This window comes from Cellulophaga sp. 20_2_10 (genome assembly GCF_023476645.1).
Lineage (GTDB): Bacteria > Bacteroidota > Bacteroidia > Flavobacteriales > Flavobacteriaceae > Cellulophaga.
The window spans coordinates 43,855-69,407 of sequence record NZ_JAMCOJ010000003.1; the positions used below are offsets into that span (position 1 = coordinate 43,855).

The 25,553-nt window shown below is 32.6% G+C and carries 26 protein-coding genes; 16 read left to right on the top strand and 10 right to left on the bottom strand.

Features of this window, described 5'->3' with window-relative positions; genetic code table 11:
- The first annotated feature begins 19 nt into the window (after positions 1-19).
- From M4I21_RS18550 to M4I21_RS06555, 7 genes are all read left to right on the top strand, one after another.
- On the top strand, positions 20-367 hold the full coding sequence (locus M4I21_RS18550) for an aldehyde dehydrogenase family protein (RefSeq protein ID WP_283771758.1): 348 nt from the start codon (positions 20-22) through the stop codon (positions 365-367).
- A 195-nt stretch (positions 368-562) separates the two neighbouring features.
- Entirely contained in the window at positions 563-1,612 is a 1,050-nt protein-coding gene (locus M4I21_RS06530) for a type II asparaginase (RefSeq protein WP_249558317.1), read from the top strand.
- 25 nt (positions 1,613-1,637) lie between these two features.
- On the top strand, positions 1,638-2,819 hold the full coding sequence (locus M4I21_RS06535; protein WP_249558318.1) for a porin: 1,182 nt from the start codon (positions 1,638-1,640) through the stop codon (positions 2,817-2,819).
- A 343-nt stretch (positions 2,820-3,162) separates the two neighbouring features.
- Positions 3,163-4,860, top strand: coding sequence for an aspartate-alanine antiporter (gene aspT, locus M4I21_RS06540; protein ID WP_249558319.1), 1,698 nt, complete (start codon positions 3,163-3,165; stop codon positions 4,858-4,860).
- Between the two features lie 18 nt (positions 4,861-4,878).
- On the top strand, positions 4,879-6,474 hold the full coding sequence (locus M4I21_RS06545) for a bifunctional aspartate transaminase/aspartate 4-decarboxylase (protein ID WP_249558320.1): 1,596 nt from the start codon (positions 4,879-4,881) through the stop codon (positions 6,472-6,474).
- A 318-nt stretch (positions 6,475-6,792) separates the two neighbouring features.
- Positions 6,793-7,956 carry a CNNM domain-containing protein gene (locus M4I21_RS06550; RefSeq protein ID WP_249558321.1) on the top strand — a complete coding sequence of 388 codons (1,164 nt, stop codon included), beginning with the start codon at positions 6,793-6,795 and terminating at the stop codon, positions 7,954-7,956.
- On the top strand, positions 7,956-8,426 hold the full coding sequence (locus M4I21_RS06555; protein ID WP_249558730.1) for a methylated-DNA--[protein]-cysteine S-methyltransferase: 471 nt from the start codon (positions 7,956-7,958) through the stop codon (positions 8,424-8,426). The genes M4I21_RS06550 and M4I21_RS06555 overlap by 1 nt, the downstream gene beginning before the upstream one ends.
- A gap of 60 nt (positions 8,427-8,486) precedes the next feature.
- On the opposite strand, the gene M4I21_RS06560 is transcribed toward M4I21_RS06555, so the two are convergent.
- A complete protein-coding gene (locus M4I21_RS06560) occupies positions 8,487-9,239 on the bottom strand; it encodes a hypothetical protein (RefSeq protein ID WP_249558322.1) in 753 nt (250 codons plus the stop codon).
- A gap of 123 nt (positions 9,240-9,362) precedes the next feature.
- Between M4I21_RS06560 and M4I21_RS06565 the strand changes: the two genes are divergently transcribed.
- Entirely contained in the window at positions 9,363-10,076 is a 714-nt protein-coding gene (locus M4I21_RS06565) for a 3'-5' exonuclease (protein WP_249558323.1), read from the top strand.
- Positions 10,077-10,084: 8 nt separating this feature from the next.
- Here M4I21_RS06565 and M4I21_RS06570 read toward each other — a convergent pair whose 3' ends face one another.
- On the bottom strand, positions 10,085-11,020 hold the full coding sequence (locus tag M4I21_RS06570; protein ID WP_249558324.1) for an endonuclease/exonuclease/phosphatase family protein: 936 nt from the start codon (positions 11,018-11,020) through the stop codon (positions 10,085-10,087).
- A gap of 119 nt (positions 11,021-11,139) precedes the next feature.
- Between M4I21_RS06570 and hflX the strand changes: the two genes are divergently transcribed.
- Both hflX and M4I21_RS06580 read left to right on the top strand, forming a co-directional pair.
- Complete coding sequence (hflX, locus tag M4I21_RS06575) at positions 11,140-12,351, top strand: GTPase HflX (protein WP_249558325.1); 1,212 nt, start codon at positions 11,140-11,142, stop codon at positions 12,349-12,351.
- Between the two features lie 393 nt (positions 12,352-12,744).
- Positions 12,745-13,443 (top strand): tetratricopeptide repeat protein, encoded by a 699-nt coding sequence (locus M4I21_RS06580; protein WP_249558326.1) that lies wholly within the window; start codon positions 12,745-12,747, stop codon positions 13,441-13,443.
- 48 nt (positions 13,444-13,491) lie between these two features.
- Here M4I21_RS06580 and M4I21_RS06585 read toward each other — a convergent pair whose 3' ends face one another.
- Together M4I21_RS06585 and M4I21_RS06590 are read right to left on the bottom strand one after the other, a co-directional pair.
- Positions 13,492-13,980 (bottom strand): nuclear transport factor 2 family protein, encoded by a 489-nt coding sequence (locus M4I21_RS06585; protein ID WP_249558327.1) that lies wholly within the window; start codon positions 13,978-13,980, stop codon positions 13,492-13,494.
- Positions 13,973-14,476: a hypothetical protein gene (locus M4I21_RS06590; protein ID WP_249558328.1), complete on the bottom strand. Its 504-nt coding sequence runs from the start codon at positions 14,474-14,476 to the stop codon at positions 13,973-13,975. Before M4I21_RS06590 ends, M4I21_RS06585 begins: the two co-directional genes overlap by 8 nt.
- A gap of 152 nt (positions 14,477-14,628) precedes the next feature.
- Between M4I21_RS06590 and M4I21_RS06595 the strand changes: the two genes are divergently transcribed.
- Entirely contained in the window at positions 14,629-15,570 is a 942-nt protein-coding gene (locus M4I21_RS06595; RefSeq protein ID WP_249558731.1) for an NAD-dependent epimerase/dehydratase family protein, read from the top strand.
- A 1-nt stretch (position 15,571) separates the two neighbouring features.
- Here M4I21_RS06595 and M4I21_RS06600 read toward each other — a convergent pair whose 3' ends face one another.
- The 3 genes from M4I21_RS06600 to M4I21_RS06610 form a co-directional block, all read right to left on the bottom strand.
- On the bottom strand, positions 15,572-15,874 hold the full coding sequence (locus M4I21_RS06600) for a hypothetical protein (protein ID WP_249558329.1): 303 nt from the start codon (positions 15,872-15,874) through the stop codon (positions 15,572-15,574).
- 120 nt (positions 15,875-15,994) lie between these two features.
- Positions 15,995-16,444: a cyclic pyranopterin monophosphate synthase MoaC gene (gene moaC / locus M4I21_RS06605; RefSeq protein WP_249558330.1), complete on the bottom strand. Its 450-nt coding sequence runs from the start codon at positions 16,442-16,444 to the stop codon at positions 15,995-15,997.
- Positions 16,426-16,869 (bottom strand): molybdenum cofactor biosynthesis protein MoaE, encoded by a 444-nt coding sequence (locus M4I21_RS06610; RefSeq protein WP_249558331.1) that lies wholly within the window; start codon positions 16,867-16,869, stop codon positions 16,426-16,428. The genes moaC and M4I21_RS06610 overlap by 19 nt, the downstream gene beginning before the upstream one ends.
- A 247-nt stretch (positions 16,870-17,116) precedes the next feature.
- Here M4I21_RS06610 and M4I21_RS06615 point away from each other — a divergent pair, with 247 nt between their 5' ends.
- From M4I21_RS06615 to M4I21_RS06635, 5 genes are all read left to right on the top strand, one after another.
- Complete coding sequence (locus tag M4I21_RS06615) at positions 17,117-19,201, top strand: M13 family metallopeptidase (protein WP_249558332.1); 2,085 nt, start codon at positions 17,117-17,119, stop codon at positions 19,199-19,201.
- A gap of 180 nt (positions 19,202-19,381) precedes the next feature.
- Positions 19,382-19,741, top strand: a complete 360-nt coding sequence (locus M4I21_RS06620; protein WP_249558333.1) for a BlaI/MecI/CopY family transcriptional regulator — start codon at positions 19,382-19,384, stop codon at positions 19,739-19,741.
- Positions 19,741-21,039 carry a M56 family metallopeptidase gene (locus M4I21_RS06625; protein WP_249558334.1) on the top strand — a complete coding sequence of 433 codons (1,299 nt, stop codon included), beginning with the start codon at positions 19,741-19,743 and terminating at the stop codon, positions 21,037-21,039. The genes M4I21_RS06620 and M4I21_RS06625 overlap by 1 nt, the downstream gene beginning before the upstream one ends.
- Positions 21,040-21,086: 47 nt before the next feature.
- Positions 21,087-21,671: a TonB-dependent receptor plug domain-containing protein gene (locus tag M4I21_RS06630; RefSeq protein WP_249558335.1), complete on the top strand. Its 585-nt coding sequence runs from the start codon at positions 21,087-21,089 to the stop codon at positions 21,669-21,671.
- A gap of 3 nt (positions 21,672-21,674) precedes the next feature.
- Positions 21,675-22,505, top strand: coding sequence for a TlpA family protein disulfide reductase (locus tag M4I21_RS06635; protein ID WP_249558336.1), 831 nt, complete (start codon positions 21,675-21,677; stop codon positions 22,503-22,505).
- 76 nt (positions 22,506-22,581) lie between these two features.
- Here the strand turns inward: M4I21_RS06635 and M4I21_RS06640 are convergent, their stop codons facing one another.
- From M4I21_RS06640 to M4I21_RS06650, 3 genes are all read right to left on the bottom strand, one after another.
- The gene (locus tag M4I21_RS06640) at positions 22,582-23,943 is read right to left on the bottom strand and encodes an NAD-dependent succinate-semialdehyde dehydrogenase (RefSeq protein WP_249558337.1); all 1,362 of its coding nucleotides are present in this window, start codon (positions 23,941-23,943) and stop codon (positions 22,582-22,584) included.
- A 101-nt stretch (positions 23,944-24,044) separates the two neighbouring features.
- Entirely contained in the window at positions 24,045-25,145 is a 1,101-nt protein-coding gene (locus M4I21_RS06645) for a DUF748 domain-containing protein (protein ID WP_249558338.1), read from the bottom strand.
- Between the two features lie 3 nt (positions 25,146-25,148).
- Positions 25,149-25,550 carry a hypothetical protein gene (locus tag M4I21_RS06650; RefSeq protein WP_249558339.1) on the bottom strand — a complete coding sequence of 134 codons (402 nt, stop codon included), beginning with the start codon at positions 25,548-25,550 and terminating at the stop codon, positions 25,149-25,151.
- Positions 25,551-25,553 lie beyond the last annotated feature (3 nt).

Here is a 25,553-nt window from a genome sequence, read left to right on the forward strand (position 1 = left end):
TACAGATGAAAACTGTCCGTTGTTTAAACACGAGATTTTTGGACCTGCAGTATCGATTACACGTGCTAAAGATATGGAAGACGCATTGCGTTTAGCTAATGCTACGGATTTTGGTTTGTCTAGTTCTGTATTTACACAAGATGAAGCTAAAGGAATGGCGTTTGCACAAGGCATTGAAGCTGGTATGACGCATATTAATGACCAACCGGTTAATGATAGTGCTTATGCACCATTTGGAGGCGTTAAAAACTCAGGATTAGGTCGTTTTAATGGACAATGGGGCGTAAAATCGTTTACTGTTGCACATTGGATTACTATTCAGAAAACACCAAGGAAATATCCTTTTAAAGCATCTGATTTTCAATAGAAACTTGTAAAATTTTATTTATAACATTAGATCGCTCTATTCTTGAATATCTACATCAAATAAGTGTATTGTAAACACTATTGAACATTAAATATAAGATCTTTTTTTACTAAACTGACTTATGTCATATGACATACTCTTTTAGGAGATTATTTTTACTAAATCAAATTGATAAAATAATTTAAAAAAGGTAAAATGAAAAAGATGTTTATGTTTCTCGTAATTACATTGATTTGTTGTAATTTATTTGCGCAGCAACTCCCACGTATTAAAATACTTGCCACAGGCGGAACAATTGCAGGAAAAGGTACGTCTCCTAATGCTGCGGGTTATCAAGCAGGTGTAACACCTATTAATGATATGATAGATGCTGTTCCAGGAATTGATAAATTAGCGACGCTAACAGCAGAACAAGTGTCTAACATTGGTAGTCAAGATATGACTGTTGCGATTTGGTTAAAGCTGGCGAAACGTATAGATGAAATTTTTAAAAATAATGAAGCAGATGGTATAGTCATTACTCATGGTACCGATACGATGGAGGAAACAGCCTATTTTTTGAGCCTTACCAACCGTTATAATAATCCGGTTATTTTAACCGGCTCAATGAGACCAGGTACAGCTATGAGCTCAGATGGCCCAAAAAATTTATACAATGCAGTTCAGGTTGCGGCAGACCCACTTTCGAAAGAGAAAGGAGTTATGGTTGTTTTTAATGGTAATATTTTAGACGCACGTGAAGTCGTAAAGACAAATACAACACATGTTGATGCCTTTACTTCACCAAATACTGGGCCTATGGGACAAGTGCTTGGTGAAACAGTAAAGTATTATACTAAAGAACTGAGAGATGCTAATAAAAATACACCCTTTGATGTTACAAAAATGGATAAACTTCCGAATGTTGCTGTAGTTCTATTATTTGCTGATGTATCAGATGTGGCTATTAATGCTTATGTAAAAGCAGATGTTGAAGGGATTGTTACTGCAGGATTGGGTGATGGAAATCTTAACGAGATAAATACTTCCGCAGTAATGAAAGCCACAAATAAAGGAGTTGCTGTCTGTCGAGCTTCAAGAGTCCCTACGGGAAGAGTTATTTTGAATGACGAAACCGATGATAAAAAGATTGGTTCAATTGTAGGCGACGATCTTAATCCACAAAAAGCTAGAATATTATTAATGCTTGGACTTACGCAGACTAAAGACAAAGAAACGTTACAGAGTTATTTTTTCAAATATTAAATCTAGCAATCTAAATTAAAATATTATGAAAAAATTTATATTTTTATGTGTTCTTATATTTATATCTATTGATGTGAATGCCCAGTTACATAAACAATCCGATACATTGAAATTTGGGTCTAAGCCAATCATATCAGTCGATAAGGCAAATATATTAGAAAATGTAGATGTTATTGCTAATATGCAATATGCAAATAACAATGATTTTCAGGATGGTAAATATACTAGCAGTAATTTTGCAATGAATCAATTTCGACTTGAAGTAAAGGGTATGGTTTTAGATAGTACTGTGTTTTTTAGGTTTCGCGATAGGTATACTCGGACCCCTACTGTTCAATCTGTAGATAATGTTGATCATTCAGTTGATATGGCTTTTGTGGGTATTAATTTATCAAATAGCTTTAGTATAGCTTTTGGTAAAATGTGTGCAGATTATGGAGGATATGAATTTGATGCGAATCCCATTGATATATATCAATATAATGATATTGTTGAGGAGGCAGATAATTTTTTGACAGGGGCACAGTTCACATGGAATACACATAATAATCAACAATTTACATTTCAAGTTCTTAATGCTAGAACTAAGACTTTTTCTGAATTGTATAATAGTGTTCCAGATGTTAATTCTACAAAATTTCCTGCTGCCTTTGTAGGCAATTGGAGAGGGAGTTTTGCAGATGGATTGTTTTCTACATTTTGGAGTTATTCCTTTATAACGGAAGCAAGTGAAAAGCAAGTACAGTATATTGCTTTGGGTAATCAATTAAACCTAAAAAAAGTATTGATTCAATATGATTTTAAGTATATGAAGGATGACCTTGATAGACTTGGTGTAATAACTAGTCTAATTCCAGAAAGCTACTCTCCCTATACAGCCCTGAAAACTAGTTATGTTGAACATTGGTTGCGAGTACAATACAATTTTTCTCCACAATGGAACTTCTCATTAATAGGTATGGTAAGTGATTCTTATTGGAAAGGTAATCCAGACGAAACTGTTAGTAATGATCATATTCGTACGGCATGGGGAGTAATACCATCTTTAGAATTCTATCCCTTTAAAAAATTGAATCTAAAATTTTTCGCATCATACGTAGGAAGGGATTATAACTATTCTAACACTGCTAAATCAATATATGATTTAGAAGATTCTACAACTGGTAAGGTGATGCTTGGTTTTATTGCACCACTAAAATTTTTATAAGAGTCTTGTAAACCTTATGAAGTAAGAATATGTTTAAGGAACTCTTAAGTCTAGGGTTTCTTAAACATATTTTAATTATTTAAATAAGAAAGACATTATGGATCTATAAATATCACGTAAATCAACAAGTACTTAGGGTTGATTGATATAAAGTTAGCGTTATATTCAGTGTTAATTACTATTACTATAAATTTTGAAAAGCAACCCAGCGCTATGATGGAAGCTTATTGGTGGTGGAAGTCAAAATAAATCAAAAGATAATGGTTTAGGAAATAGGGCTTAGTTCATGGCGATATACCACCTTTAATCCAACTACAAATCAGAACTAAAATTAAAATAAATTATGGAAATTATTTACGATACACTCAGAAATTTTCCTTATCTCACCTTGTTTTTAGCAATTGCTATTGGGTATTTTGTAGGGAAGTTTAAAATTGGAAAATTTACACTTGGTGGTGTAGCGGGTACATTAATTATGGCTGTAATTATTGGTCAAGTTGGCGGGTTTGAAATTAGTGGAGAAGTTAAAAGTCTCTTCTTTGCTTTGTTTATTTTTATGGTAGGTTATTTAGGTGGTCCGCAATTTTTTGCTTCATTAAAATTATCCTCCTTAAAGTTTTTAGTAGCCGCATTTTCAATGACCGTTTTAGGATTATTAGCTGTAGTCGGTCTTTCAATGTGGATGGGGCTTGACAAAGGTATGGCTGCCGGATTGGCTGCAGGAGGATTAACTCAATCTGCAATAATTGGTACAGCAGGAGAAGCGATAGATAAATTGGGATTAGCCACAGAGGCAGCTAAAATCATGAAAACAAACGTAGCTGTTGGTTATTCTATTACCTACATCTTTGGTTCTATTGGTCCAATTTTAATGGTCTCTTTTATTCCAATAGTAATGAAATGGGATATTAGAGCAGAGGCTAAAAAACTAGCAGCAAAACTTGGTGGTAGTAAAGAAATGGTAGAAGGCGAATTTGATCCGATCAAAAGAGTTGATACTAGAGTATTCAAAACTTCAAAAACATCAAAGTATTTGAGTAAAACGATTCAAGATTTTGAAGCTGAATTTAATTTTAATTTAACGGTAGAGCTTGTTATTAGTGATGGTAAAAACATAGAGCCTACTGCAGATTTTCAAATTAAAGAAGGCGATATTTTATTTGTAACAGGATTAATAACCGCCTTTTCTAATGCTAGTAATACTTTAGGTGAAGAGATTTCAGAAATTGGAGCAAACATTGATTTTACAGAAGAGCAAAGACACGTTATTATTTCAAATAAAAAACTACAAGGCAAGACTTTAGCTGAAATTCGTAAGCAATTAGGTCTAACTAAAACACACGGTGTTTATATAAATAGCATTGTTAGAATGTCTCATGAATTAGCGGTTTTAGATAATACTGAAATTCATGCTGGTGACGAAATAACATTGGTTGGTAAGACCAAAGACTTAGATAGAATAGAAAAAGAAATAGGATACAAGCCAACGTCAATCAATAGTACAGATTTTATAGTCTTTGGTTTAGGTATGGTCGTTGGTTATTTAATCGGCGAAATTAATTTTGATATTAATGGAACAAACGTTGCGTTAGGCTCAGGATTAGGCTGTTTAGTTTCTGGTTTAATCATTGGTTTTTTAAGAACAAAACACCCAAAAATGGGAGGTATAAACGTTGGTGCTGCTAGTTTTATTCAAACTTTTGGACTTGCTGTTTTTGTAGGTATCGTTGGTTTAAATGCTGGAGCACCTGCTTTTCAAGCTATTTTAAAAAGTGGTATTACCTTATTTCTTTTAGGAATTTTAGTGACAATGATACCTATGATTGTTCAGTTTATTATGAACTTCTATCTTTTAAAAATAAAAAATCCTGTAGAAGCTTTAGGTGTTCTTGTGGGTAGTAAAAGTGCCAATCCAGCATTCTCATCTCTATTAGATAAAACACAAAACGCAACATCAACGCCAACATTTACAATGACATACGCGGTGGCAAATATATTTTTAACACTTTGGGGTCCAATAATTATTGCATTGATGCCTTAATTTATAAAATGCATTATAATGAAAAAACAAGAAGAAGTAGAACTTAATACGTTAAGTCCGTTTGAAGTAAAAGATACACTAATAAAATTAGCGAAATCTAACCACCAACATTCTACGATTAATGCGGGTAGAGGTAATCCAAACTGGATTGCAACAAAGCCTAGAGATGCCTTTTTTCAACTTGGTCTATTTGGATTAGAAGAAAGTAAAAGACAATTTCAGGAACTAGATGGTTTTGGTGGAATTACAGATAAAGATGGTATTACCAAAAGATTTCAAGCGTATTTAACTTTAAATAAAAATGTTATTGGATTACGTTATTTAAATGACTTATTTCAATTTGCTGTCGCTAATTATAGTATTGATTCAGACGATTTAATGTTTGAATGGGTTAATGGTATTATAGGAAATAATTATCCAGAACCAGGACGTATGTTAAAGCATTCTGAAACCATTGCTCATGCTTATTTAATGAAAGAAATGAGCGCAGGAGCAACACCTCCAAAAACAAAATATGATGTATTTGCTACAGAAGGTGGTACAGCTGCAATGGTTTACATATTCAATTCTTTAAAAGCAAACAAGTTTTTAAAAGCAGGAGATACCATTGCTATTGGGACGCCTATTTTTACGCCTTATTTTGAAATGCCAGCGTTAAAGGATTACGATTTAAAAATGGTTTTGATTAATGCAGACGAAAACGATAACTGGCAAATTCCAGATTCTGAAATCGATAAACTAAAGGATACCAAAGTAAAAGCATTCTTTTTAGTGAATCCAAGTAATCCGCCATCAGTAAAATTAAGTGAGCCTACTTTAGATAAAATTGCCAAAATAGCTAAAGATAGAGAAGACTTGATTTTATTAACTGATGATGTTTATGGATCGTTTACGGAAAACTTTACATCACTAGCAATTAAAGCTCCAGAAAGTACCATTCTAGTGTATTCTTATTCTAAATATTTTGGAGCTACAGGTTGGAGACTTGGAGTAATAGCATTAAATGAAAATAATAATTTTGATAAAATGTTAGCCAAACTTCCTGAGGAAGATAAAGTAGAATTGCGAGAGCGTTATGGAACTATTTCATTAAATCCAGATGGCATAAAAATGATAGATCGTTTTGTTGCTGATAGTCGCAGTGTAGCTTTAAATCACACTGCTGGTTTATCTACACCACAACAAATTCAAATGTCTTTATTCTCTTTAGCAACTTTAATTGATACTGAAAACAAGTATAAAGAAGATGTGAAAAAATTGGTTAGAAATAGATATGATAAGCTCTATAAAGACTTACCTGGTAAACCATTAATATCTGAAGACAATAAGAATGCAGCATATTATTACACTTTGGTAGACTTCTTGAATTTAGCTAGAGATAAATATAATGAAGCGTTTAGTAAATGGGTTGGCGAGAATTATAACGCTTTAGATCCAGTAATTCGTTTGGCTGAAGAAGAGTCTATTGTAGCTATGCCAGGTGGTGGTTTTGATGGACCGGACTGGACGATTAGATTCTCACTAGCAAACTCTTATTCTGAAGATTTTGAAAAAATTAGTATTCTAATAAATAATATTATAGATGAATATTATAATGAATTTCAAAAAATTTAAAACAGTCTATTAAAATCATATAAAGCATACCGAAAAAGGAAATTTAAGACTAAGCTTTGCACATTGGATTACTATTCAAAAAACACCAAGGAAATATCCTTTTAAAGCATCTGATTTTCAATAGAAAAAGTTTAGTTGAATTGTTAGTTTTTCTGCGTGTTAAGGTTGCTATACGAATCAATTTTAATGCGCAGATTTTTTGTTTTAGTACAGATATCAATTTATATTGGCATATAATAGCAGTGAGTAGTACGCTTCTATAAGTTAATAACTTAGAACTGCTAACTTTTTGCTATTTTCGTACTTTAAATATATACTATGGGTCTATTATTATTTTATGCATTTATTTCAGTTTTCTTCTCTTTTTTATGTTCTATTCTAGAGGCTGTTTTATTAAGTGTTACTACTACATTTATAAACGTAAAAAAGAAAGAAGGTAAAAGCTTTGCTCTAGGTTTAGAAGCGTTAAAGAAAGACGTAGATAAACCACTAATTGCAATTTTAACGTTAAATACCATTGCACATACTGTTGGTGCAATTTTAGTTGGGGTACAAGCAAAAGTAGCCTATGCAGAAATGTATGGTAGTACAACAACAAGTGTGTTGGGAGTTACTTTTACAGAGGATTTAATGGTTGGTATTGTTTCAACTTTAATGACAATTTTAATATTAATTGCATCAGAAATTATACCTAAAACTATTGGAGCAACATATTGGAAGCAACTTGCGAATTTTACAACCAAGGCTTTAAATATTATGGTCTTAATTTTAAAGTGGACAGGACTTTTATGGATTCTACAAGTGTTTACTAAATTGGTAGGCAGCAAAGAACACCATGGTAGTGTATTAAGCAGAGAAGACTTTACAACAATGGCAGATATTGCTCATGAAGAAGGTGTTTTTCAGGAATCTGAATCTAAAATTATACGCAACTTATTAGAGTTTGATGAAATTTTAGCCAAACATATAATGACGCCACGTACGGTTTTAAAATCAGCGGCAGAAACAGCAACAATAGGTGAGTTCTATGCTGCTAATCCTAAAATGCGTTTTTCTAGAATTCCTGTATACAGTGGGTCTTTAGATAATATTACAGGTTTTGTTTTAAAAGATAATATTTTAGAAGAAGTTATTAGTAAAAATGGCGATTCTCCTTTATCTAGTATAAAAAGGGAAATTTTAGCAACAGAACGCAATACACCAATTCCGCAATTGTTTGAGACTTTTATAAAGAAAAGAGAGCACGTTGCTTTGGTTGTAGATGAGTACGGATCTGTTAGTGGCCTTGTTACTATGGAAGATGTTATAGAAACCTTGTTAGGAATGGAGATTATGGATGAGAGCGATCACATCGCTGATTTACAATCCTTAGCTAGAAAAAATTGGGAGACCAGAGCAAAAAAAATGGGGTTAATTGGTGAAGAAGATGGTAAAACTGATAGTTCTGATACAAAACCAGGTTCTGCCGAAGATATAAAATGATAGAAACAGCTTACATAAAGACTCCGTTGGGTATAGCCAAAATAGAAGGCGATGAAAACGGACTTTCTGTAATTTCTGTTTTAGATGATGCCGAAATAACGGAAGTAATTCCAGAAGTGCTTGAAGATGCTGTTTACCAACTACAAGAATATTTTAGTGGGGAACGAGCAATATTTAGTATAGAGTTAAATCCAGAAGGAACAGATTTTCAGAAAAAGGTATGGAAGGGCCTTTTAGAAATTCCTTACGGTAAAACGTGTTCTTATTTAGAGCTCTCTAAGGTTTTGGGAGATCCTAAAGCAATAAGGGCTGTAGCCGCAGCTAATGGTAAAAACCCCCTGTGGATTATTGTTCCTTGCCATAGAGTAATTGGTAGTGATGGATCTTTAACAGGCTATGCGGGTGGCTTACACCGTAAAAAATGGCTGTTAGAACATGAGAGTCCGGCTAAACAAACATCCTTATTTTAAAATATAAAAAAACCGACTTAATACGAAGTCGGTTTTTTGTTTTATACTGATAATTAACTCTTAGTTTTTACATGTAATTTCACTAGACTTTACATCATCTGCTGTAGCGTCAGACTGATTAACAGAGTCTTTAAAAAGAACAAACTTGTCTATGGCGTGGCCCGCAGAACGGGCAGATATTTCCATAGTATAAACTGCAGCTTTATCAAACGTAACAAAAATAGGGTGACTATCATTATCAGATGTGCTTGCTTGCCATTTAAAATCTAAATCACCACCGCTTCTGTATACTTTAAACCAGCCGTCTTTAGATGCGCCTTTTGGATTTGGTGTTTTGCCAGTATCTTGTGGGTATACAATACTACCGTCTTTCTCTCCAAAAAAGTCTTTTGCATCTGCAAAACGCAACCACGAGTCATTATGGTCAGCTCCATTGTTTCCTTTTTTAACGGCAGATTTCCATAAAAAACGATATGTTCCAGGACTATTTATTTTAATGCTATACGTTGCTAAACCTTCACCTGGTTTACCCAAATATTGATCGCCTTCCCAAACCATATATCCTTTTCCAGATATATTATTTCCATCTTTTTTTAATTTCCAGTTGTTGGTAAAAGCAGCATCTTCAAACTCAACGCTAACTAATCCGTCTTTTTCAACAAAGACAAAGTTTTCAACCTTATCACAGCTTGTTACTTGCTCCTCAGATTTTTCAGGATCATCAACATTGTTGTCATCTGCGCTGTCGTCATCACTAGAGCAAGAAAATATAGTAACTGCAATTAATGCTAACGGTAATAATTTTAATTTCATAGTAGTAATTTGTTTTTGTAGCTAACGGTATTTGTAGGATTTTATTGGTTGCGTATGTTGTATTTCGATAAACGGTAATTTATACTTATATTCAGTTTTCTTTTTAAATATTAAATCATTATTATGCTTCATAAAATTAATCTAGAACATATTCTTTTCTTAGATATAGAAACCGTGCCTGAGTATGAGGGTTATAGTCAGATGAGCGATGAAAAGAAAGAATTATGGGCGGGTAAAACAGCGTATAAAAGGCAAGAAGATTTTACGCCAGAAGAGTTTTATGATAGAGCAGGTATTTGGGCAGAATTTGGGAAAATTGTATGTATTTCTGTAGGGTATTTTAACACAAAAGGAGCTATGCGTAACTTTAGGGTCACTACTTTTTTTGGAGAGGAAGATACGCTGCTTAAAGAGTTTAAAAATCTTTTAACCACGCATTTTGCATCACCTAAATATGTATTATGTGCACATAACGGTAAGGAGTTTGATTTCCCGTACATAGCGCGTCGTATGGTTATTAATCGTATAGATTTACCTCCAAAACTTAATTTATTTGGAAAAAAACCTTGGGAAGTACCACATATAGATACTATGGAGCTTTGGAAATTTGGCGATTTTAAGCATTATACCTCATTAAAACTAATGACCAATGTACTTGGGATACCATCACCAAAAGAAGATATAGACGGTAGTATGGTTAGAGATGTTTTTTATATTGATAACGATATAGACCGTATAGTAAAGTACTGCGAATTGGATGTAATTGCAATAGCCCAAGTTTTTCTTAGGCTACGCAATGAAGAGTTGTTAGATGCTGATGAAATTAAACGAGTGTAAAACGGTTACTATTCGTTGTATTTAAATTGCAAAAATACAGGAAAATGATCACTATAACCACCAACATATTTACGACCAACATAAGTTCTAAATGGCGTGCCTTTAAACTTACCATCAAACTCAGTTAAAAAATGTTCGTCAAAAATATTAGCCTCTACAAAACTGTGGGTTCCTTTTTCATAATTTAAAAAACTATGAGATATAATTATTTGATCAAACAAACTCCATTTTCTTTTATAACTAGCGCTACCTTTTTCAAAAGTTAATAAATGGTCACTAGGGTTGTAAAGTACATTGGTGTCCATTAATACTTTTATACTATCAGATTTAGGACTATCGTTAAAATCGCCCATAATTATATAGTTAGGATTAGGATACTTTTCTTCAATTTTAGCCATAAAGCTAGTTAGTACTTTTGCAGCTTCAATTCTTTTATAGTCTGTAGCTATATTACCTTCTCTTTTAGATGGCCAATGGTTTACAAAAACGTGTACTTCTTCGCCATTTAATTTACCGTGTACATAAAGTATGTCTCTGGTATTGTCTATAGCACCATTCGTATTTATAATATGTACATGTATAGGCTCAGAATGTAAAACCGTAAAATGATCTTTGTTGTAAATAAGACCAGTATCTATACCACGCTCATCCGGAGAATCGTAATGTACATATTCATAATTTATATTGTCTAAATTACTATTGTTCACAAGATCTTTAACTACAGTCTCATTTTCTACTTCTGCAATACCAATAAGTACAGGAGGCTCATCAGTGTTGTGAGTTCCTATTTCTGATATGGTTTTTGTTAATTTAAAAACCTTCTTTTTGTATCTGTTGTTTGTCCATCTTTTTTCTCCTTTAGGCGTAAAATCGTCGTCTAGAGTTGTAGGATCATCAATAGTGTCAAATAGGTTTTCTAAATTATAAAAGGCAATTGTAACCAAATTAATTTTATTTTATTATTTTAAAGTAGTAAAAAAAGCGCTCACTTTTTAATATTAGATGCTAAAATACAAAAATAGCTTAGCAAGTATTGATTAGATTTGCATTATAAATTAAACATATGCTAGAGAAGATAGTCGTAGAATATGAAAAAACTGTTCTTATAGGAGTTATAAGTAGCACACAAACAGAGCAAAAGGTAACAGAATACTTAGATGAATTAGAGTTTTTAACCTATACAGCAGGTGGCGAAGTATACAAGAGATTTGTACAGAGAATAGATAAACCAAACCCTAAGACATATATAGGAAGTGGTAAAATGGATGAGGTTGCTCTTTATGTTGAAGAAAATGAAATAGGTTCTGTTATTTTTGATGATGAACTTACACCAGGGCAACAACGTAATATAGAGCGTCATTTAAAATGTAAAATAGTAGATAGAACCACACTAATTCTAGATATTTTTGCGCAGAGAGCACAAACAAGCTACTCACGTACACAGGTAGAATTGGCACAATATCAATATCTACTGCCAAGACTAACAGGTTTGTGGACTCACTTAGAGCGTCAAAAAGGGGGTATTGGTATGCGTGGACCTGGAGAAACGGAGATAGAAACAGATAGGCGTATTGTACGCGACCGTATTACATTACTTAAGAAGAAGCTAGGTAAAATAGACAGGCAAATGGAAACCCAACGTGGTAACCGTGGTGCTTTAGTTAGAGTAGCTTTGGTGGGGTATACCAACGTAGGTAAATCTACTTTAATGAATGTAGTTAGTAAGAGTGAAGTATTTGCAGAAGACAAACTTTTTGCAACTCTAGATACAACTGTACGTAAAGTAGTTTTGGGGAACTTGCCGTTTTTATTAAGTGATACTGTAGGTTTTATTAGAAAACTACCTACGCAATTGGTAGAGAGCTTTAAAAGTACATTAGATGAGGTGCGTGAGGCAGATTTACTGTTGCATATAGTAGATATATCTCACCCTAATTTTGAAGACCATATAGCTTCTGTGCTAAATACACTTGAAGAAATAAAAGCACAAGACAAAAAGACAATTATTGTATTTAATAAAATAGATCAATTTACACACGAAACTATAGATGAAGATGATTTGGTAACAGAGAAAACTAAAGTACATTTTACGTTAGACGAGTGGAAAAAATCTTGGATGCAAAAGGTAGGCGATAGGGCTTTATTTATTTCGGCATTGAATAATGAGAATTTAGATACGTTTAGAAAAAGGGTTTATGATGAGGTTAGGGATATTCACGTAACTCGTTTTCCTTATAACAATTTTCTTTATCCAGAACACTTAGATGAGTACTAAATAATAACGTGAATAGTTTACTATTCATCTATGAAAGTGCACTTTATCGAAGAAAAGTGACAACTTATTTTTTATACAACAGAATAGGGCAGGTTCACAACATAAATTGTTAGAGTTTTAAGTTACCTCATATATTTGCATTGTAATTAGGAAATAACGATTGTAAAATCCGAATTAAATAATTGCAAAAACGATATTAAAACGCCTTTTTTCCCAAATCTGGCATTTTCATAAAATGATATAAAATGATATAAAAAGATCCCAAATCTTATTATCAAATTTGACCTATGAGCCCTCTTTAGAGGGCTTTTTTTATTTTATGCGATTCCTTACATATTTTTTTACTGTTTACTAGAAATATTTTTATAGTTTTGAGGCACTAAAATTATGAGAATGAAACAGATAATTACGGCAGTTGTGTTGCTTTTTGCTTTAAGCATAAGTGCACAAACAAAAAGTGACTTGTTAACGCACTATGAAGCATTTTACAAGCAAATGAAATCTCAAGGAGATACTCAAGGAATAATTAACGCAATAACACATTTAAATGTATTAGCCCCGAACGAAGCACGTAAAGATACTCTTGCTTATTTATATGTAAACAACAACCAAAATATGCAAGCATTGCGCACTATTGGCGTAGATACTAAAGATACAGATTCTGATATGGCTGTACAGGTAAGAGCATTGGCTTTAAAAGATCTTGGTGATTTAAAAAGGGCTATTGCTCAGTTCGAGATTTTAAATAAAAGAGCACCTAATGCTTTTTTAGCATACGAGTTAGCAGATTTAAAAATACAAACAGGAGATAAAGCAGGAGCTAGTACTAATATTGAGTATGGTTTAACAAACGCTAAGGATGATATGAAGTATGCTTTCTATGAAAGACAACAACCTTACGAGGTGTCTTTAAAAGCAGCATTTTTACATTTAAAAGCTTTGGTACAGTACAATAACGACCAGGCAAACCCTGATGCTGCATTGGCTATTATTAATGAAGCTCTGGCAATAGCACCTAATTTTAATTTAGCTAGCCTAAGCAAGCAAGCTATAGAGGCTAGAAAAACAGAGGCTGCTGAGCCAAAAAAATAATTGCTATTTACTACAAAACTAAAAAAGGAGCGCTTTTGCGCTCCTTTTTTAGTTTTGTTTTAATTCTTCCTTTAACAGTTGGTCTTTCTCTTTTTTTAAGTCAACCACCTTGTCTACGTTTTCATTTGGTATGGCAATAGAAAGTACATAATGTGCAATTTTCCATTCTCCTTTTACTTTTTTTAGAACTCCAGAACCACGACAAATTTCCATTTGGGTGTCTAGTAATTCATCAAACCAAGCAATTTTTTTAGATTTATCTATATAAATGTTTCGTTCTAATGCTGTAAAGCTCCACGCTTTTCCTTTGTCAAAATAAGGTTTAGAAAAAGCTTTAAAGTCTTTGTTTTGCCAGTTTTCTGTGGCTTCTGTGCCTATAAACACACCATCCTTAGTCATAAAACCAAAGTACGCGTCAAAATCTGCATCCGATGCCGCTTTGTGCCAAGCATCTACAACCGTGTTAATTTCTGTTTTTTGTGCAGTTAGCTGTAAAGTTGCAACAAGCGTAAAAAGAAAAATAAAGGTCTTATTCATTTTGTAAAATTAAGTTAGTGTCTAAAGTGTTATTTGCAATAATATTAAACTGATTTCTAAAATTATTGTAAGCATCTATCATCTCTGATGCAGGTTCTAAAATAACTAAACTATATTCTATAGCTGCTTTAGTTTTTAAAGTATATGTTTTTATAACCGTTAATCTGCTTTTAATATGCGGTTTATTATATTCTTCAGGAAAAGTAGATGCTTCTAGCTTTTTCTGAGCTTCTATAATTTGGTCTAGTGTTAAGCGCAGATCTTCATCATTTTCTGCTTTATACATACCATCTATAGCTGTGTTAAAATTCTTGTACTCTTGCCAGTTTTCTAGAACAGCTACTACTTTTGGATCTAGTTTATTCTTTTTAGGAAGCTTTTTAGCGTTAAAAGTAATTTTACTAGCTACGAGCTCTTCTTTTACGGCTTCTTTCTTTGTTTTATCACAAGAAATAAAGGTAAAAATCAATATAAAAAAAAGGGAAAATCTTTTCATAAGACGAAAGTATAAAAAAAGAATAAGATAAGAAGTTTGTTCACTTTGTATTCATCTATAAAATTAGTTAAATAAGTAGTAAATATGTAATTGACACTAAAGTTAATTTAATAAATATATCTTTGCAGTCTAATTTTAGAACACCAATTATTGTGCAAAAATCTATCTTAATTATAGGTGCCTGCGGGCAAATAGGAACAGAGCTTACATTGGCTTTGCGAGAAAAACACGGTAACGATAATGTAGTTGCTAGTGATATAAGAGAAGGAAGTGAAGATCTTATGGCAAGTGGCCCTTTTGAACTTTTAGACGCTACAGATTATAAGGCTATAGAAAATGTAGTAATGCATTATGAAATAGATGAGGTGTACCTTATGGCAGCAATGTTAAGTGCTACTGCAGAAAAATTTCCTATGCGTGCATGGGACTTAAATATGGGGTCTCTTTTTAATGTTTTAAATCTTGCTAAAGATAAAAAGATAACTAAAATATTTTGGCCTTCTAGTATTGCGGTTTTTGGACCTAATACACCAAAAGAAGATACGCCACAAAATACGATTATGGAACCGAGTACAGTTTATGGTATAAGTAAGCAGTCTGGTGAACGCTGGTGTTCTTATTACTTTAATAAATATGGTGTAGATGTACGTAGTTTGCGTTACCCAGGTTTAATTAGTTGGAAAACACAACCAGGTGGTGGTACTACAGATTATGCTGTAGAAATTTACCATAAGGCTTTAGAAAATAAAGAATACACTTGTTTTCTGTCTGAAAACACAAAGTTGCCAATGATGTTTATGGACGATGCTATTAGAGCAACTATAGCCGTTATGGAAACTGGCGCAGAGAAGATAAAAGAACGTTCTTCTTATAACTTAGCAGCAATGAGTTTTACACCAACCGAAATTGCAGCAAGTATACAAAAACAGATACCTGAGTTTAAAATTGATTATAACGTAGATTTTAGACAAGAAATAGCAGATTCTTGGCCGCAAAGTATTGATGCTTCTGTAGCAGAAAAAGATTGGGGTTGGAAAGCAGAATTTGATCTAGAAAAAACTACAGAAACAATGTTGAAGAATTTGGCTAAATAAATTAGTCATCATCATCTGTATCTAAACTAATGTCTGGGATGGCTGTGGGGTCATCATCTTTAAAATCCTCATAGTCGTCCTCGTCATAGTTTTCCATAGTATACTCTAACTTGGCGCTAATTTTAACAAGATACTTTGTGTCTTCTGTAATTACTTCTACAGCCTCAATAGTTTCCTTTTTGGCATTTTTAAAAGTAAAAATATCTTTATCACCATATCCGGCAGGATATTTTTCGACCAAGAGTTTTAATACTTCTGGAGTAAGTTTTTTAAAATCTACAATTACCCGTTTAAGATTGTCCATAGTAGCTATTTTTTAGAGAATTGTAATACACGCAATATGCGAGTTATTAAAATTAGTTTATTCTCTTAAAAACGCAAAACCAATAAAGTTAATTGCTTGTAAATTATAAAAAATAATATTTTACTTATTGGTAATATCAGACTTACCACCTGTTTTCTTTAAAAGCTTTATACGGTGTATCTCTATGCCTTTGTCTATTGGTTTTAGCATATCGTACATATTTAGTGCAACAACACTTGCGCCATGCATAGCTTCTACCTCTACGCCAGTTTTGTAGTTTGTTTTTACAGTAATGAGAACAGTAATCTCTAAGTCGTTAATTTGGTATGTAATATCTGTATACTCAATAGGTATAGGATGGCAATCTGGTAATAAATCTGGTGTTTTTTTTACACCAAGTAAACCTGCAGCTTTGCTCATAGCAAAAACATCTCCCTTAGGAACAGTTTTGTTATTTATAGCATCTATAGTTGCTTGTGTACTTACTTTTACAACAGCTTGTGCAATTGCAGTTCTTAATGTAATTGCTTTTTGTGTAATATCTACCATTGTTATTTGTTTACTTTCCATTGATAAGAGCTGTCTTCAAAAATTTCTTTGCCAAAAACAGGAACTTGGGCTTTAATTTCTTCTACAACATAATTAAGTGCATCAAAAACTACTTGTCTGTGTGGTGCAGAAACAAAAACGAACAAACAAATTTCGCCAATATTTACAATGCCTTTACTATGGTAAATGTGCATGCAAGTAATATTAAACTTAGAGAATGTTGCTTCTTTTATTTCGTGAAACTTAAGGTTTGCCATTTCTTCATACGCAGTATAATCTATAGCTTTTACAACTTTATCGTCTATTTTATCTGCTCTAACCTGACCTAAAAAAATATTATGTGCTCCTATTTGTGTTTTACTCTGGTGCTTGGCAATTGCTTCGCCTATAAAAGCACTAGAAATAGCACCTTCTTTAAACACATTTTTTATTTTATCGTTCTTCATAAATCTTATTCTACGTCTGTTCTTGACTTAAAAAGTAAAAATACCATTTTTTTAATGATAGTAAATACTGTTTTAACCTTTGTTAGAACTAATAAGTATTGAAAATACCCTTGTAAAATATAATGTTTTGGAACTAAAAATGTAATTAACACACAAAATGAAGCTTTATTTTATCTTTTCCTTATTTTTGTGTAGAGACTAAGTCAATTAGGATCAAAGACTAATTTAACAATTTAAAAACTGAACAATGAAAATTACTAACAAATCACTACTTATGGTAGGTTTAGTTGGTGCTCTTGCGGTTACCTCTTGTAAAGAAGGTAAAAAAGAAGCGGCAACAACTGAAACAGAAACTAAAGAAGTAGTAAAAATTCCTGGTATTGCACTAGAGAATATGGATACTCTGGTTAATCCTAAATCAGATTTTTACAACTATGTTAATGGTAGTTGGATGAAAAATACAGAGATTCCTGATGACAGGTCTAGCTGGGGTGGTTTTTCTGTATTACGCCAGTCAACAGATGCAGATGTATTAGAGATTATTGCAGAAGCTAAGGAAAGTGGTAAGTACGGTGCAGATACAGACCAAGCCAAAGCATTGGCTATTTTTGAAACTAAGTTAGACACCGCTGCTAGAAACAAAGCAGGTTTAGCACCAATTAAATCAGCTTTAGAGGCAATTGCAGGGGTTAAGAACTTGGCAGATTTACAAACAATTTTAGCTAAAAACCCAGCGGTTTCTTCTCCGTTTATTGGGTTTAGTGTACGTGCAGATTTAAATAATTCTGCAATGAATGCGGTTTATATGGGTGGCGCTGGTCTTGGTTTACCAGATCGTGACTTTTATTTAGAGCAAGATAGTAAGTCTAAGGAAATTAGAGAAGAGTATAAAAAGTACATCTCTAAAATGTTACAAATGTTGGGCGACTCTGAAGAGGTTGCAAACAAAGCAGCTGTAACGATTTTAGATCTAGAAACTAAATTAGCAGAGCCACGTTTAGACAAAGTGCAAAGTCGTGATGCAAGAAACTTTAATAATCCTAAAACTGTTGCAGAGGCAGACGCTATGCTTACTTCTTTAGATATTAAAAAGATGATTGCTGATTTGGGAATGACTAAAAAGTTTGATACTATTTTGGTTACACAATTAAAGTACACTGCTGCTTTAGATAAGTTATTGAAAAACACACCTATTGAAGATTTAAAAACACTTGTAAGGTGGGACACTTTTAATGGTGCAACAGGTAGGTTAACTACGGCTACGGATGTTGCTAGCTGGGAATTTTATAGCAAATATTTAAGAGGCGATAAGAAACAACGTCCTGCAGATGAGTTAGCATTGGCTACTGTAAATGGTACTGTTGGTGAAGCTTTAGGTAAATTGTATGTAGACGCTAAGTTTCCGCCAGAAGCTAAAGTAAAAGCAGAAAAAATGATTGCGAATGTAATTACAGCTTATAAAAACCGAATTAAGAAATTAGATTGGATGAGTGCTGATACAAAAGTAAAAGCAATTGAAAAGTTAGATAAGTTTACTGTAAAAATAGCTTACCCAGATTCTTGGGAAGATTATTCTGCTATGGAAGTAGCAGCAGACAAGTCTTACTTTGATAATATGATGGCTGTTGGTAAATGGGGTAGAGCTAAAAACTTTTCTGAAATTGGTGAGCCTGTAGATAAGAGCGAGTGGGGAATGTCTCCACAAACTGTTAATGCATACTTTAATCCAATGAATAACGAAATTGTTTTTCCTGCTGCAATTTTACAACCTCCTTTTTACAACTATACTGCAGATGATGCTGTAAATTATGGTGGTATTGGTGCTGTAATTGGACATGAAATTTCTCATGCTTTTGATGATAGTGGTGCTCGCTTTGATGCTGAGGGTAACCTTAAAAACTGGTGGACAGATGAAGATTTAGCTGCTTTTACAGAAAGAGGTGATGCTTTAGCTGCACAATACAGCAACCTAGAAGTTTTAGATAGCGTTTATGTAAACGGTAAATTTACTTTAGGTGAAAATATAGGTGATTTAGGTGGTGTTTTAGGTGCTTATGACGGTTTGCAATTGTTATTTGAAGAAAACGGAAGACCTGAAGATATTGATGGGTTTACAGCAGAGCAACGTTTCTTTATGTCTTGGGCTACAGTTTGGAGAACTAAGTCTAGAGATGAAGCTTTACGTAACCAGGTAAAAACAGATCCGCACTCTCCAGGAATGATTAGAGCGGTACAACCATTACTTAACATAGATTATTTCTACGATGCTTTTGATATTAAAGAAGGAGATAAAATGTATGTTGCTCCAGAAGAAAGAGTGCGTATTTGGTAGTTTTAAACGAACAAAGAACATTATTTTATAAAAGAAAGGCTGCTCCAAAAGAGTAGCCTTTCTTTGTTTCTAACAATCAAAAACTATAATTTTAGTTTTTTAACTATAAAAATAGTTGCGTAACTAAAAAAATAGGTTTAAGTTTGATTTCTGATACATACGAGTTGTAATACATACAAGATGAAAAAGTTAACAAACAAAGAAGAAGAAGTGCTTAAGATTTTATGGAAGCTTGAAAAAGCTTTTGTAAAAGATGTCTTGGCAGAATTTAAAGAAGATAAGCCGCATTACAATACGCTATCTACAATGATTAGGCATTTAGAAGAAAAAGGATACGTTAGTCATACTGCATATGGTAATACACACCAATATTACCCTATAGTAGAGAAAGAAGTATATAGAAAAGGATTTATGAGTAGGGCAATTACAGACTTTTACAGCAACTCTTACAAAAGTTTGGTATCTAACTTTGTTACTGAAGATAAAATTAGTTTAGATGAGTTAAAAGAGATTATCAACCATATAGAAAACAAGAAATAATGGAGTATTTAATTTTTGTTGCTAAAAGCAGCTTGGTAGTTGCGCTGTTTTTTGTTTGTTTTCAGTTGTTTTTGCGTAGAGAGACTTTTTTTAAAGCAAACCGATGGTTTTTAATAGTGGGCGTGGTTGTAGCTCTAGTATTTCCGTTTTTAATTATTACTAAGGTTGTATTTGTAAATGCTCCTGAAGTAGATTTTAGTTCATTAGAACAAATAGTTGCTAATAACCCTACAGAAAATATAAATTGGTGGTCGGTAGTTTTTGCTATCTATGGCATAGGTTGTGTGTTTTTCTTAGGTCAGTTTTTAGTGCAATTGGCGTCTTTATTTAGTTTAATAAAAAAAGGGACAACTAAAAGAGTAGGTCGTTTTAAAATGGTTGAGGTTACGGAAGATACAAGTGCTTTTTCATTTTTTAATTACATTGTGTATAACCCAAGTTTGCATACGGCAGATGAGCTTAAAACAATTATTAAGCATGAAGAGTTACACGCCATACAAAAACATTCTTTAGATATGTTACTTACACATTTGTTGTGTATTTTACAATGGATAAATCCATTTGCTTGGTGGTACAAAAAAGTGGTTTCTGTAAACCTAGAGTACCTTGTAGATGATGCAATTGTGTCTCATCAAAATAAAAAAGAATACCAGTATTTATTGTTGCAACAATCTGTACATAGTGTAGCATCTTTATCGCTAACCAATACATTCTTTAACTCATTAGTGAAAAAACGTATTGTAATGCTTAATAAAAGTAAGTCTAGAAAAGAAAGTATATTAAAAATGGGGTTCGTAATACCTATGCTATTTTGTGCTGTTCTTTTATTCAACACAAAAACAATTGCGCAATCTAAACCTGTTTCTAATAACTTAATTAATGGTATTCCTAAAATAACTATTGTAAAAAATAGCGAAGCCGTAATTACAAAAGACACTATTAAAACAATAGTAAATGAGGCTAAAAAACCAACTAAAACTGTTGATACACAATCAAAAGAAAAACAAGAAAAAGTAAGTGATACATATAACTTTCAAATAGAAAATAATGCATCGGCTACTATTACCCCTGTTTCTATGACCACACCAATTGGTACTGTTTCTGCTAAAGGTTCTAATTTTAGCAGTAAAAAACCACTAATAATAGTAAATGGTGAAGTAATGCCGAGCTCTTTTGATATGAACCTTATAATTCCAGAAAATATTGAGAATATATACGTCTTTAAAAATCAATCCGCGATAGACAGGTTTGGTAAAAAAGGGGAGAATGGCGTAATAGAAATTAAAACAAAAAAATAAATATCAATCTTTAATCAATAAAAAAACGATCAGTTATGTTACAAAAAATGAAATCGGTAAAAATTAAAATTAATGCAGCAGTTATTGCATTATTACTTTGTATGTTAAGTGCAAATCTACAAGCACAATCCAATAGCTTTACATTTTCTAAAAAAGAAGGGAATGAAAACTTTAAAATTTTAAAGCTAGATATTAATTCTGCTACTACAGAAAATGATTTAGCGAGTTATATTGCTGATGCCAAAAAGGAAAAGGTAGACTTATCTTTTAATAATGTTGAGCGCGATACTAAAGGTAATATAACAAGCATATCTGCAGTGTATAAAACAAAAGATAATAAAACAGAAACACATAAGGAAGAAAGTGCAATAGCAATTAATTCTTTTTATTTTTATGTGACTACCTCAGAAAAATCTAATGCAATTGAAAAAATTGGCTTTAGATTAGAGAACAAGAAAGGAGTAGAGAAAGCATTATTTGTTGTAAATGGACAAGAAATAGATAATCAGTTTAATTTAGATATGATTGATCCTGATGAAATTGAGTCTATTAATGTTTTGAAAAATGAAAGTGCGACAGCAAAATACGGTTCTAAGGGTAGAAACGGTGTTATTGAAATAACTTTAAAGTAAAAAATGAAGATAGTATGTAATACAGTACAGAAATATATTTGTGTTTCTGTACTTTTTTTATGTTTTGTATGTAGTTTTTCTGTCTCTGCACAAGATAAAAACGTAGTAAAACCAAAAATGATTTTTATTGTAGACGGTCAAGAGGTCACTGAAGAATCTCTTACGGTTTTACAAAAAGAGAATAGAATAAAGGCTATGCATAATGGCGTTTCTAAAAAAGAGAAAAAAGCTATTGTAGAACGTTTTAAAGAAAGATTGGATAACAACTTTGTAATGAAAATTGAAATATTTTCTGAAGAAGAAATGTTAGCCAATAAGAACAAGCAACCAATTAAAGATAAGTCTAAGACTAAAGACGTAAAAATTATAAAAAAAGAAGCAGTAGTTGCTTCTAAAATTAAAGTTGGTGATACGATCGCTGATTTTGCACTAGAAGATATTCATGGGGACTTATTAAAAAAGTCTGACTTAAAAGGAAAAGTGATTTTGCTAAATTTTTGGGCAACATGGTGTGTACCTTGTTTGCGTGAGTTTTATGAGATTTCAGAAGTAATTTTGGAGCCCAATAAAGGCAAAGACTTTCTGTTTATTCCTGTCTCTGTAGGAGAAAAACGCTCTACGGTACTTAAAAAAATGGATGAGTTAAAGGGAAGAGGAGTGGACTTTAATGTGTATTTAGATCCTAAAAAAGAGCTTTATAGTGCTTACAAAAAGCAAGGTATACCCCTAAATTATATAATAGATAAAAACGGGGTAGTTGTTTATATTTCTATGGGGTATAATGAAAAAAATCTAAATAAATTGGCAGCTAAACTTAAAGAATTAGTGGACTAATATTTTAATATAAAAAAGCTTCAAACTATTAGGCAAACCTTTAGTTTGAAGCTTTTTTTAGGTCTTTTAAGATGTATTATTTAATATAAACGGTCTTTTTGTTTACAAACTCTAACATTCCTTCTTTGGATAACTCTCTACCATAACCAGATGCTTTAGTTCCTCCAAAAGGTAATCTTGGGTCAGATTTTACCATTTCGTTTACAAAAAATGCGCCATCTTCTATCTGGTCTATTGCTTCTCTTGCAGCATCTATATCTTCGGTAAATAACATAGCTCCTAATCCAAATCTTGAATTAGCTGCTAGCTCTAAGCTATGTTTTTTATTTTTAGCTTTTATTATTGTTGCTACAGGTCCAAACGTTTCTTGACTAAAAACGGGCATATCTTCAGTAATGTTTGTAAGTATTGTGGGAGCGTAATTCGCATTTGTAAGCGTATTACCCATGAGTACTTTGGCTCCTTTTTGCACCGACTCATCAACTTGTTTCTTTAATTCTTCAGCTAAGTCTGTACGTGCCATAGAGGCCATAAAAGTATCTTCTTCTTCCGGATTTCCAATTTTTAAAGATTCAACCTCTTTCTTAAATTTTTCTAAGAACTCCTCATATATGCTGTCTTCAACTATAAATCGTTTTGCTGCAATACAACTTTGTCCTGTATTTTGGAATCTTGCTTTTACCATTGTAGGTATGTAAGTATCTAAATCTGCATTATCCCAAACAATACAGGAATTGTTACCGCCCAATTCCAATACTGATTTCTTTAAGTTTTTACCAGCAATACCGGCAATCGATTTACCAGCTTTTTCACTACCGGTAACACTAACAGCTTGTATAAAATTACTTTCTAAAACTGTCTCTGTTGCTTTGTGGTCTGCAATAATTGTCTGAAAACAACCCTCTGGATAGCCAGCATCTGTAAATAAATCTTGTATTGCTAACGCACAACCAGTAACATTTGCAGCGTGTTTTAAAATACCAACATTACCAGCGGTTATTGTTGGTACTGCAAATCTAAATACTTGCCAAAAAGGATAATTCCAGGGCATTACAGCCAATACCCCACCAATAGGGTCATAACTAATAAAGCTTTCTTGTGCTTCTGTATCTATAATTGCATCGCTTAAAAAGTTGTCTGCGTTTTTAGCGTAAAAGTCGCACAACCAAACACATTTATCTATCTCTGCTCTACTTTGTACTATTGGTTTGCCCATTTCTGCAGTCATTAAAGCAGCTAAGTCTTCTCTTTTATTCTCTAACTGTTTTGCTAATTTTTTTAATAAAGAAGTGCGCTCTTTTATACCTGTTTTTCTCCAAGTTTTAAAGGTCTTTTCTCCTGTTAGTAAAACAGAATCTATTTCTTCTTTTGTATGTAAATTGTATGTTTTTATGTCTTTTCCGGTATACGGATTTACTGTTGTGATTGTAGTGCTCATATTGTGATTTTTTTAATTGTACTATATTTCTCGTTTTCAAAAATACCCAAAGGTATCAAAGTAGTTTAATGCAATCCATTAAATTATTAACTGTACTAAAGTTACTTGTTTTTCTTCTTTTTGTTGTTCTCATCCGCACCTTTTTCTGCATCTTTAAAAGTTACGTTGTCATCTACTCTACCTTTAAAGGCAGATATCCAGGCGTTTTTAAAAATATTAGTTACAGTAGGAAAAATTTTGGTTTTAACATTGGTTAAATCTCCTTGAACAGGAATTTTAGTAGCTAGCGTATTTTGCTTTTGGTTTTTAAGAATAAACTTAAAAAAGCCAACAAAGCCTTCCCATATAGTTTCAAAAAAACTATCTTCTTTATTAATAAGTTTTGCATCCTTTAAAATAGGTTTAAAGTAGCCTGTTAAATACCCGTCTGCAATGGCAATTTCACTATACAGTCCAAAATTACCTTTGCTAAAGTCTATGCCTGCATAATGGTTTGTAAAACTGTTTAGGGCCTTTGCATCTGCATTTTCTAGCGATAAAGAGATATCCATATCTGGAATTTCTTTTACCAAATCCATTTTGCCATCTAATTGTACTTTTCCGTTACCTATAGAAACAGCAGTAGCCGTTAGGGTAGAAGGTAAATTTCTACTCTTTTGTGCTATGTTTTTTAAGTTTGTTGCTTGTAAATTAATAGAGTTTAAATGTAAGTCTATGTTTGGGTTTGTGTTTATTTCTACAAAACCAAGCTTTCCGTTTTTAATAGTTAAATGGTTTATGTCTATAGGGACTAAATCTGTTAAGGCTTTAGACCAATCATCTATATTTGTGCTGTCTTGTTCTTCGTGGTCTTCAAAAACATAGATAAAACTAGGCTCATCCAAATTTACCTCACTAACTATTTTTCCATTTAAAAGTGCTTTCCATTGTATAGAAATTGCTGTCTTTTTTATGGCAATAAAGGGCACTTGAGATTTAGCTTCCTGTTTGTTTAAGTACAGGCCATTAATTACATAGGCGCCCTTAATTAAGGAAATGTCTATATCTTTTACTTGTCCGTAATACCCAGGTATGTCTGCTAAAACATTGTTTACATAATTTTTTACAAGCGTAGGTAAAAGCAAGCGTGCTACAAAAACAATAACTAGGATTGCTATTGGTATGGCGTACCTCTTCTTTTTATATATTTTACGCTTTTTCATTTTTTACTGATTGTTAGTATTTGTTTTTGTGTCTAAATGTTTTAATACATCTGATGGTGTTTTTATCAAAGCAAAATCATTACCATTAATTAAAATTGCATACGCCAATGTTTCTGGCTTGTTTTGCAGCACTTTAATGCAATCTTCGTTAGATATGTTAACCTCCTTATCTCCATATTCTTTTGTGAAATTTGGATGGTTTTGATCTACTAAATCACGTATATCCATTTTTAATTTATCAGCAATTTCTGCCCATTGAGTGCCTGTTATTTTTGTTTTAGAAGAATCTATAGTTAAAATATCTTCTGTAGCAGAAGATATATAGCCAAGTGTTTGTTTGCCTATAGAATTCTCTGCACTATAAATTAGTGTTATTTTATTGTTGTCTGTGGCAATTACTCCCATATT

Excerpts from the sequence above, each read along its gene's own strand:
- M4I21_RS06530 (WP_249558317.1), top strand. The coding sequence starts at position 563 with ATGAAAAAGATGTTTATGTTTCTCGTAATTACATTGATTTGTTGTAAT.
- M4I21_RS06535 (WP_249558318.1), top strand. The coding sequence starts at position 1,638 with ATGAAAAAATTTATATTTTTATGTGTTCTTATATTTATATCTATTGAT.
- aspT (WP_249558319.1), top strand. The coding sequence starts at position 3,163 with ATGGAAATTATTTACGATACACTCAGAAATTTTCCTTATCTCACCTTG.
- M4I21_RS06545 (WP_249558320.1), top strand. The coding sequence starts at position 4,879 with ATGAAAAAACAAGAAGAAGTAGAACTTAATACGTTAAGTCCGTTTGAA.
- M4I21_RS06550 (WP_249558321.1), top strand. The coding sequence starts at position 6,793 with ATGGGTCTATTATTATTTTATGCATTTATTTCAGTTTTCTTCTCTTTT.
- M4I21_RS06560 (WP_249558322.1), bottom strand. The coding sequence starts at position 9,239 with ATGAAATTAAAATTATTACCGTTAGCATTAATTGCAGTTACTATATTT.
- M4I21_RS06565 (WP_249558323.1), top strand. The coding sequence starts at position 9,363 with ATGCTTCATAAAATTAATCTAGAACATATTCTTTTCTTAGATATAGAA.
- hflX (WP_249558325.1), top strand. The coding sequence starts at position 11,140 with ATGCTAGAGAAGATAGTCGTAGAATATGAAAAAACTGTTCTTATAGGA.
- M4I21_RS06580 (WP_249558326.1), top strand. The coding sequence starts at position 12,745 with ATGAAACAGATAATTACGGCAGTTGTGTTGCTTTTTGCTTTAAGCATA.
- M4I21_RS06585 (WP_249558327.1), bottom strand. The coding sequence starts at position 13,980 with ATGAATAAGACCTTTATTTTTCTTTTTACGCTTGTTGCAACTTTACAG.
- M4I21_RS06590 (WP_249558328.1), bottom strand. The coding sequence starts at position 14,476 with ATGAAAAGATTTTCCCTTTTTTTTATATTGATTTTTACCTTTATTTCT.
- M4I21_RS06600 (WP_249558329.1), bottom strand. The coding sequence starts at position 15,874 with ATGGACAATCTTAAACGGGTAATTGTAGATTTTAAAAAACTTACTCCA.
- moaC (WP_249558330.1), bottom strand. The coding sequence starts at position 16,444 with ATGGAAAGTAAACAAATAACAATGGTAGATATTACACAAAAAGCAATT.
- M4I21_RS06610 (WP_249558331.1), bottom strand. The coding sequence starts at position 16,869 with ATGAAGAACGATAAAATAAAAAATGTGTTTAAAGAAGGTGCTATTTCT.
- M4I21_RS06615 (WP_249558332.1), top strand. The coding sequence starts at position 17,117 with ATGAAAATTACTAACAAATCACTACTTATGGTAGGTTTAGTTGGTGCT.
- M4I21_RS06620 (WP_249558333.1), top strand. The coding sequence starts at position 19,382 with ATGAAAAAGTTAACAAACAAAGAAGAAGAAGTGCTTAAGATTTTATGG.
- M4I21_RS06625 (WP_249558334.1), top strand. The coding sequence starts at position 19,741 with ATGGAGTATTTAATTTTTGTTGCTAAAAGCAGCTTGGTAGTTGCGCTG.
- M4I21_RS06630 (WP_249558335.1), top strand. The coding sequence starts at position 21,087 with ATGAAATCGGTAAAAATTAAAATTAATGCAGCAGTTATTGCATTATTA.
- M4I21_RS06635 (WP_249558336.1), top strand. The coding sequence starts at position 21,675 with ATGAAGATAGTATGTAATACAGTACAGAAATATATTTGTGTTTCTGTA.
- M4I21_RS06640 (WP_249558337.1), bottom strand. The coding sequence starts at position 23,943 with ATGAGCACTACAATCACAACAGTAAATCCGTATACCGGAAAAGACATA.
- M4I21_RS06645 (WP_249558338.1), bottom strand. The coding sequence starts at position 25,145 with ATGAAAAAGCGTAAAATATATAAAAAGAAGAGGTACGCCATACCAATA.
- M4I21_RS06650 (WP_249558339.1), bottom strand. The coding sequence starts at position 25,550 with ATGGGAGTAATTGCCACAGACAACAATAAAATAACACTAATTTATAGT.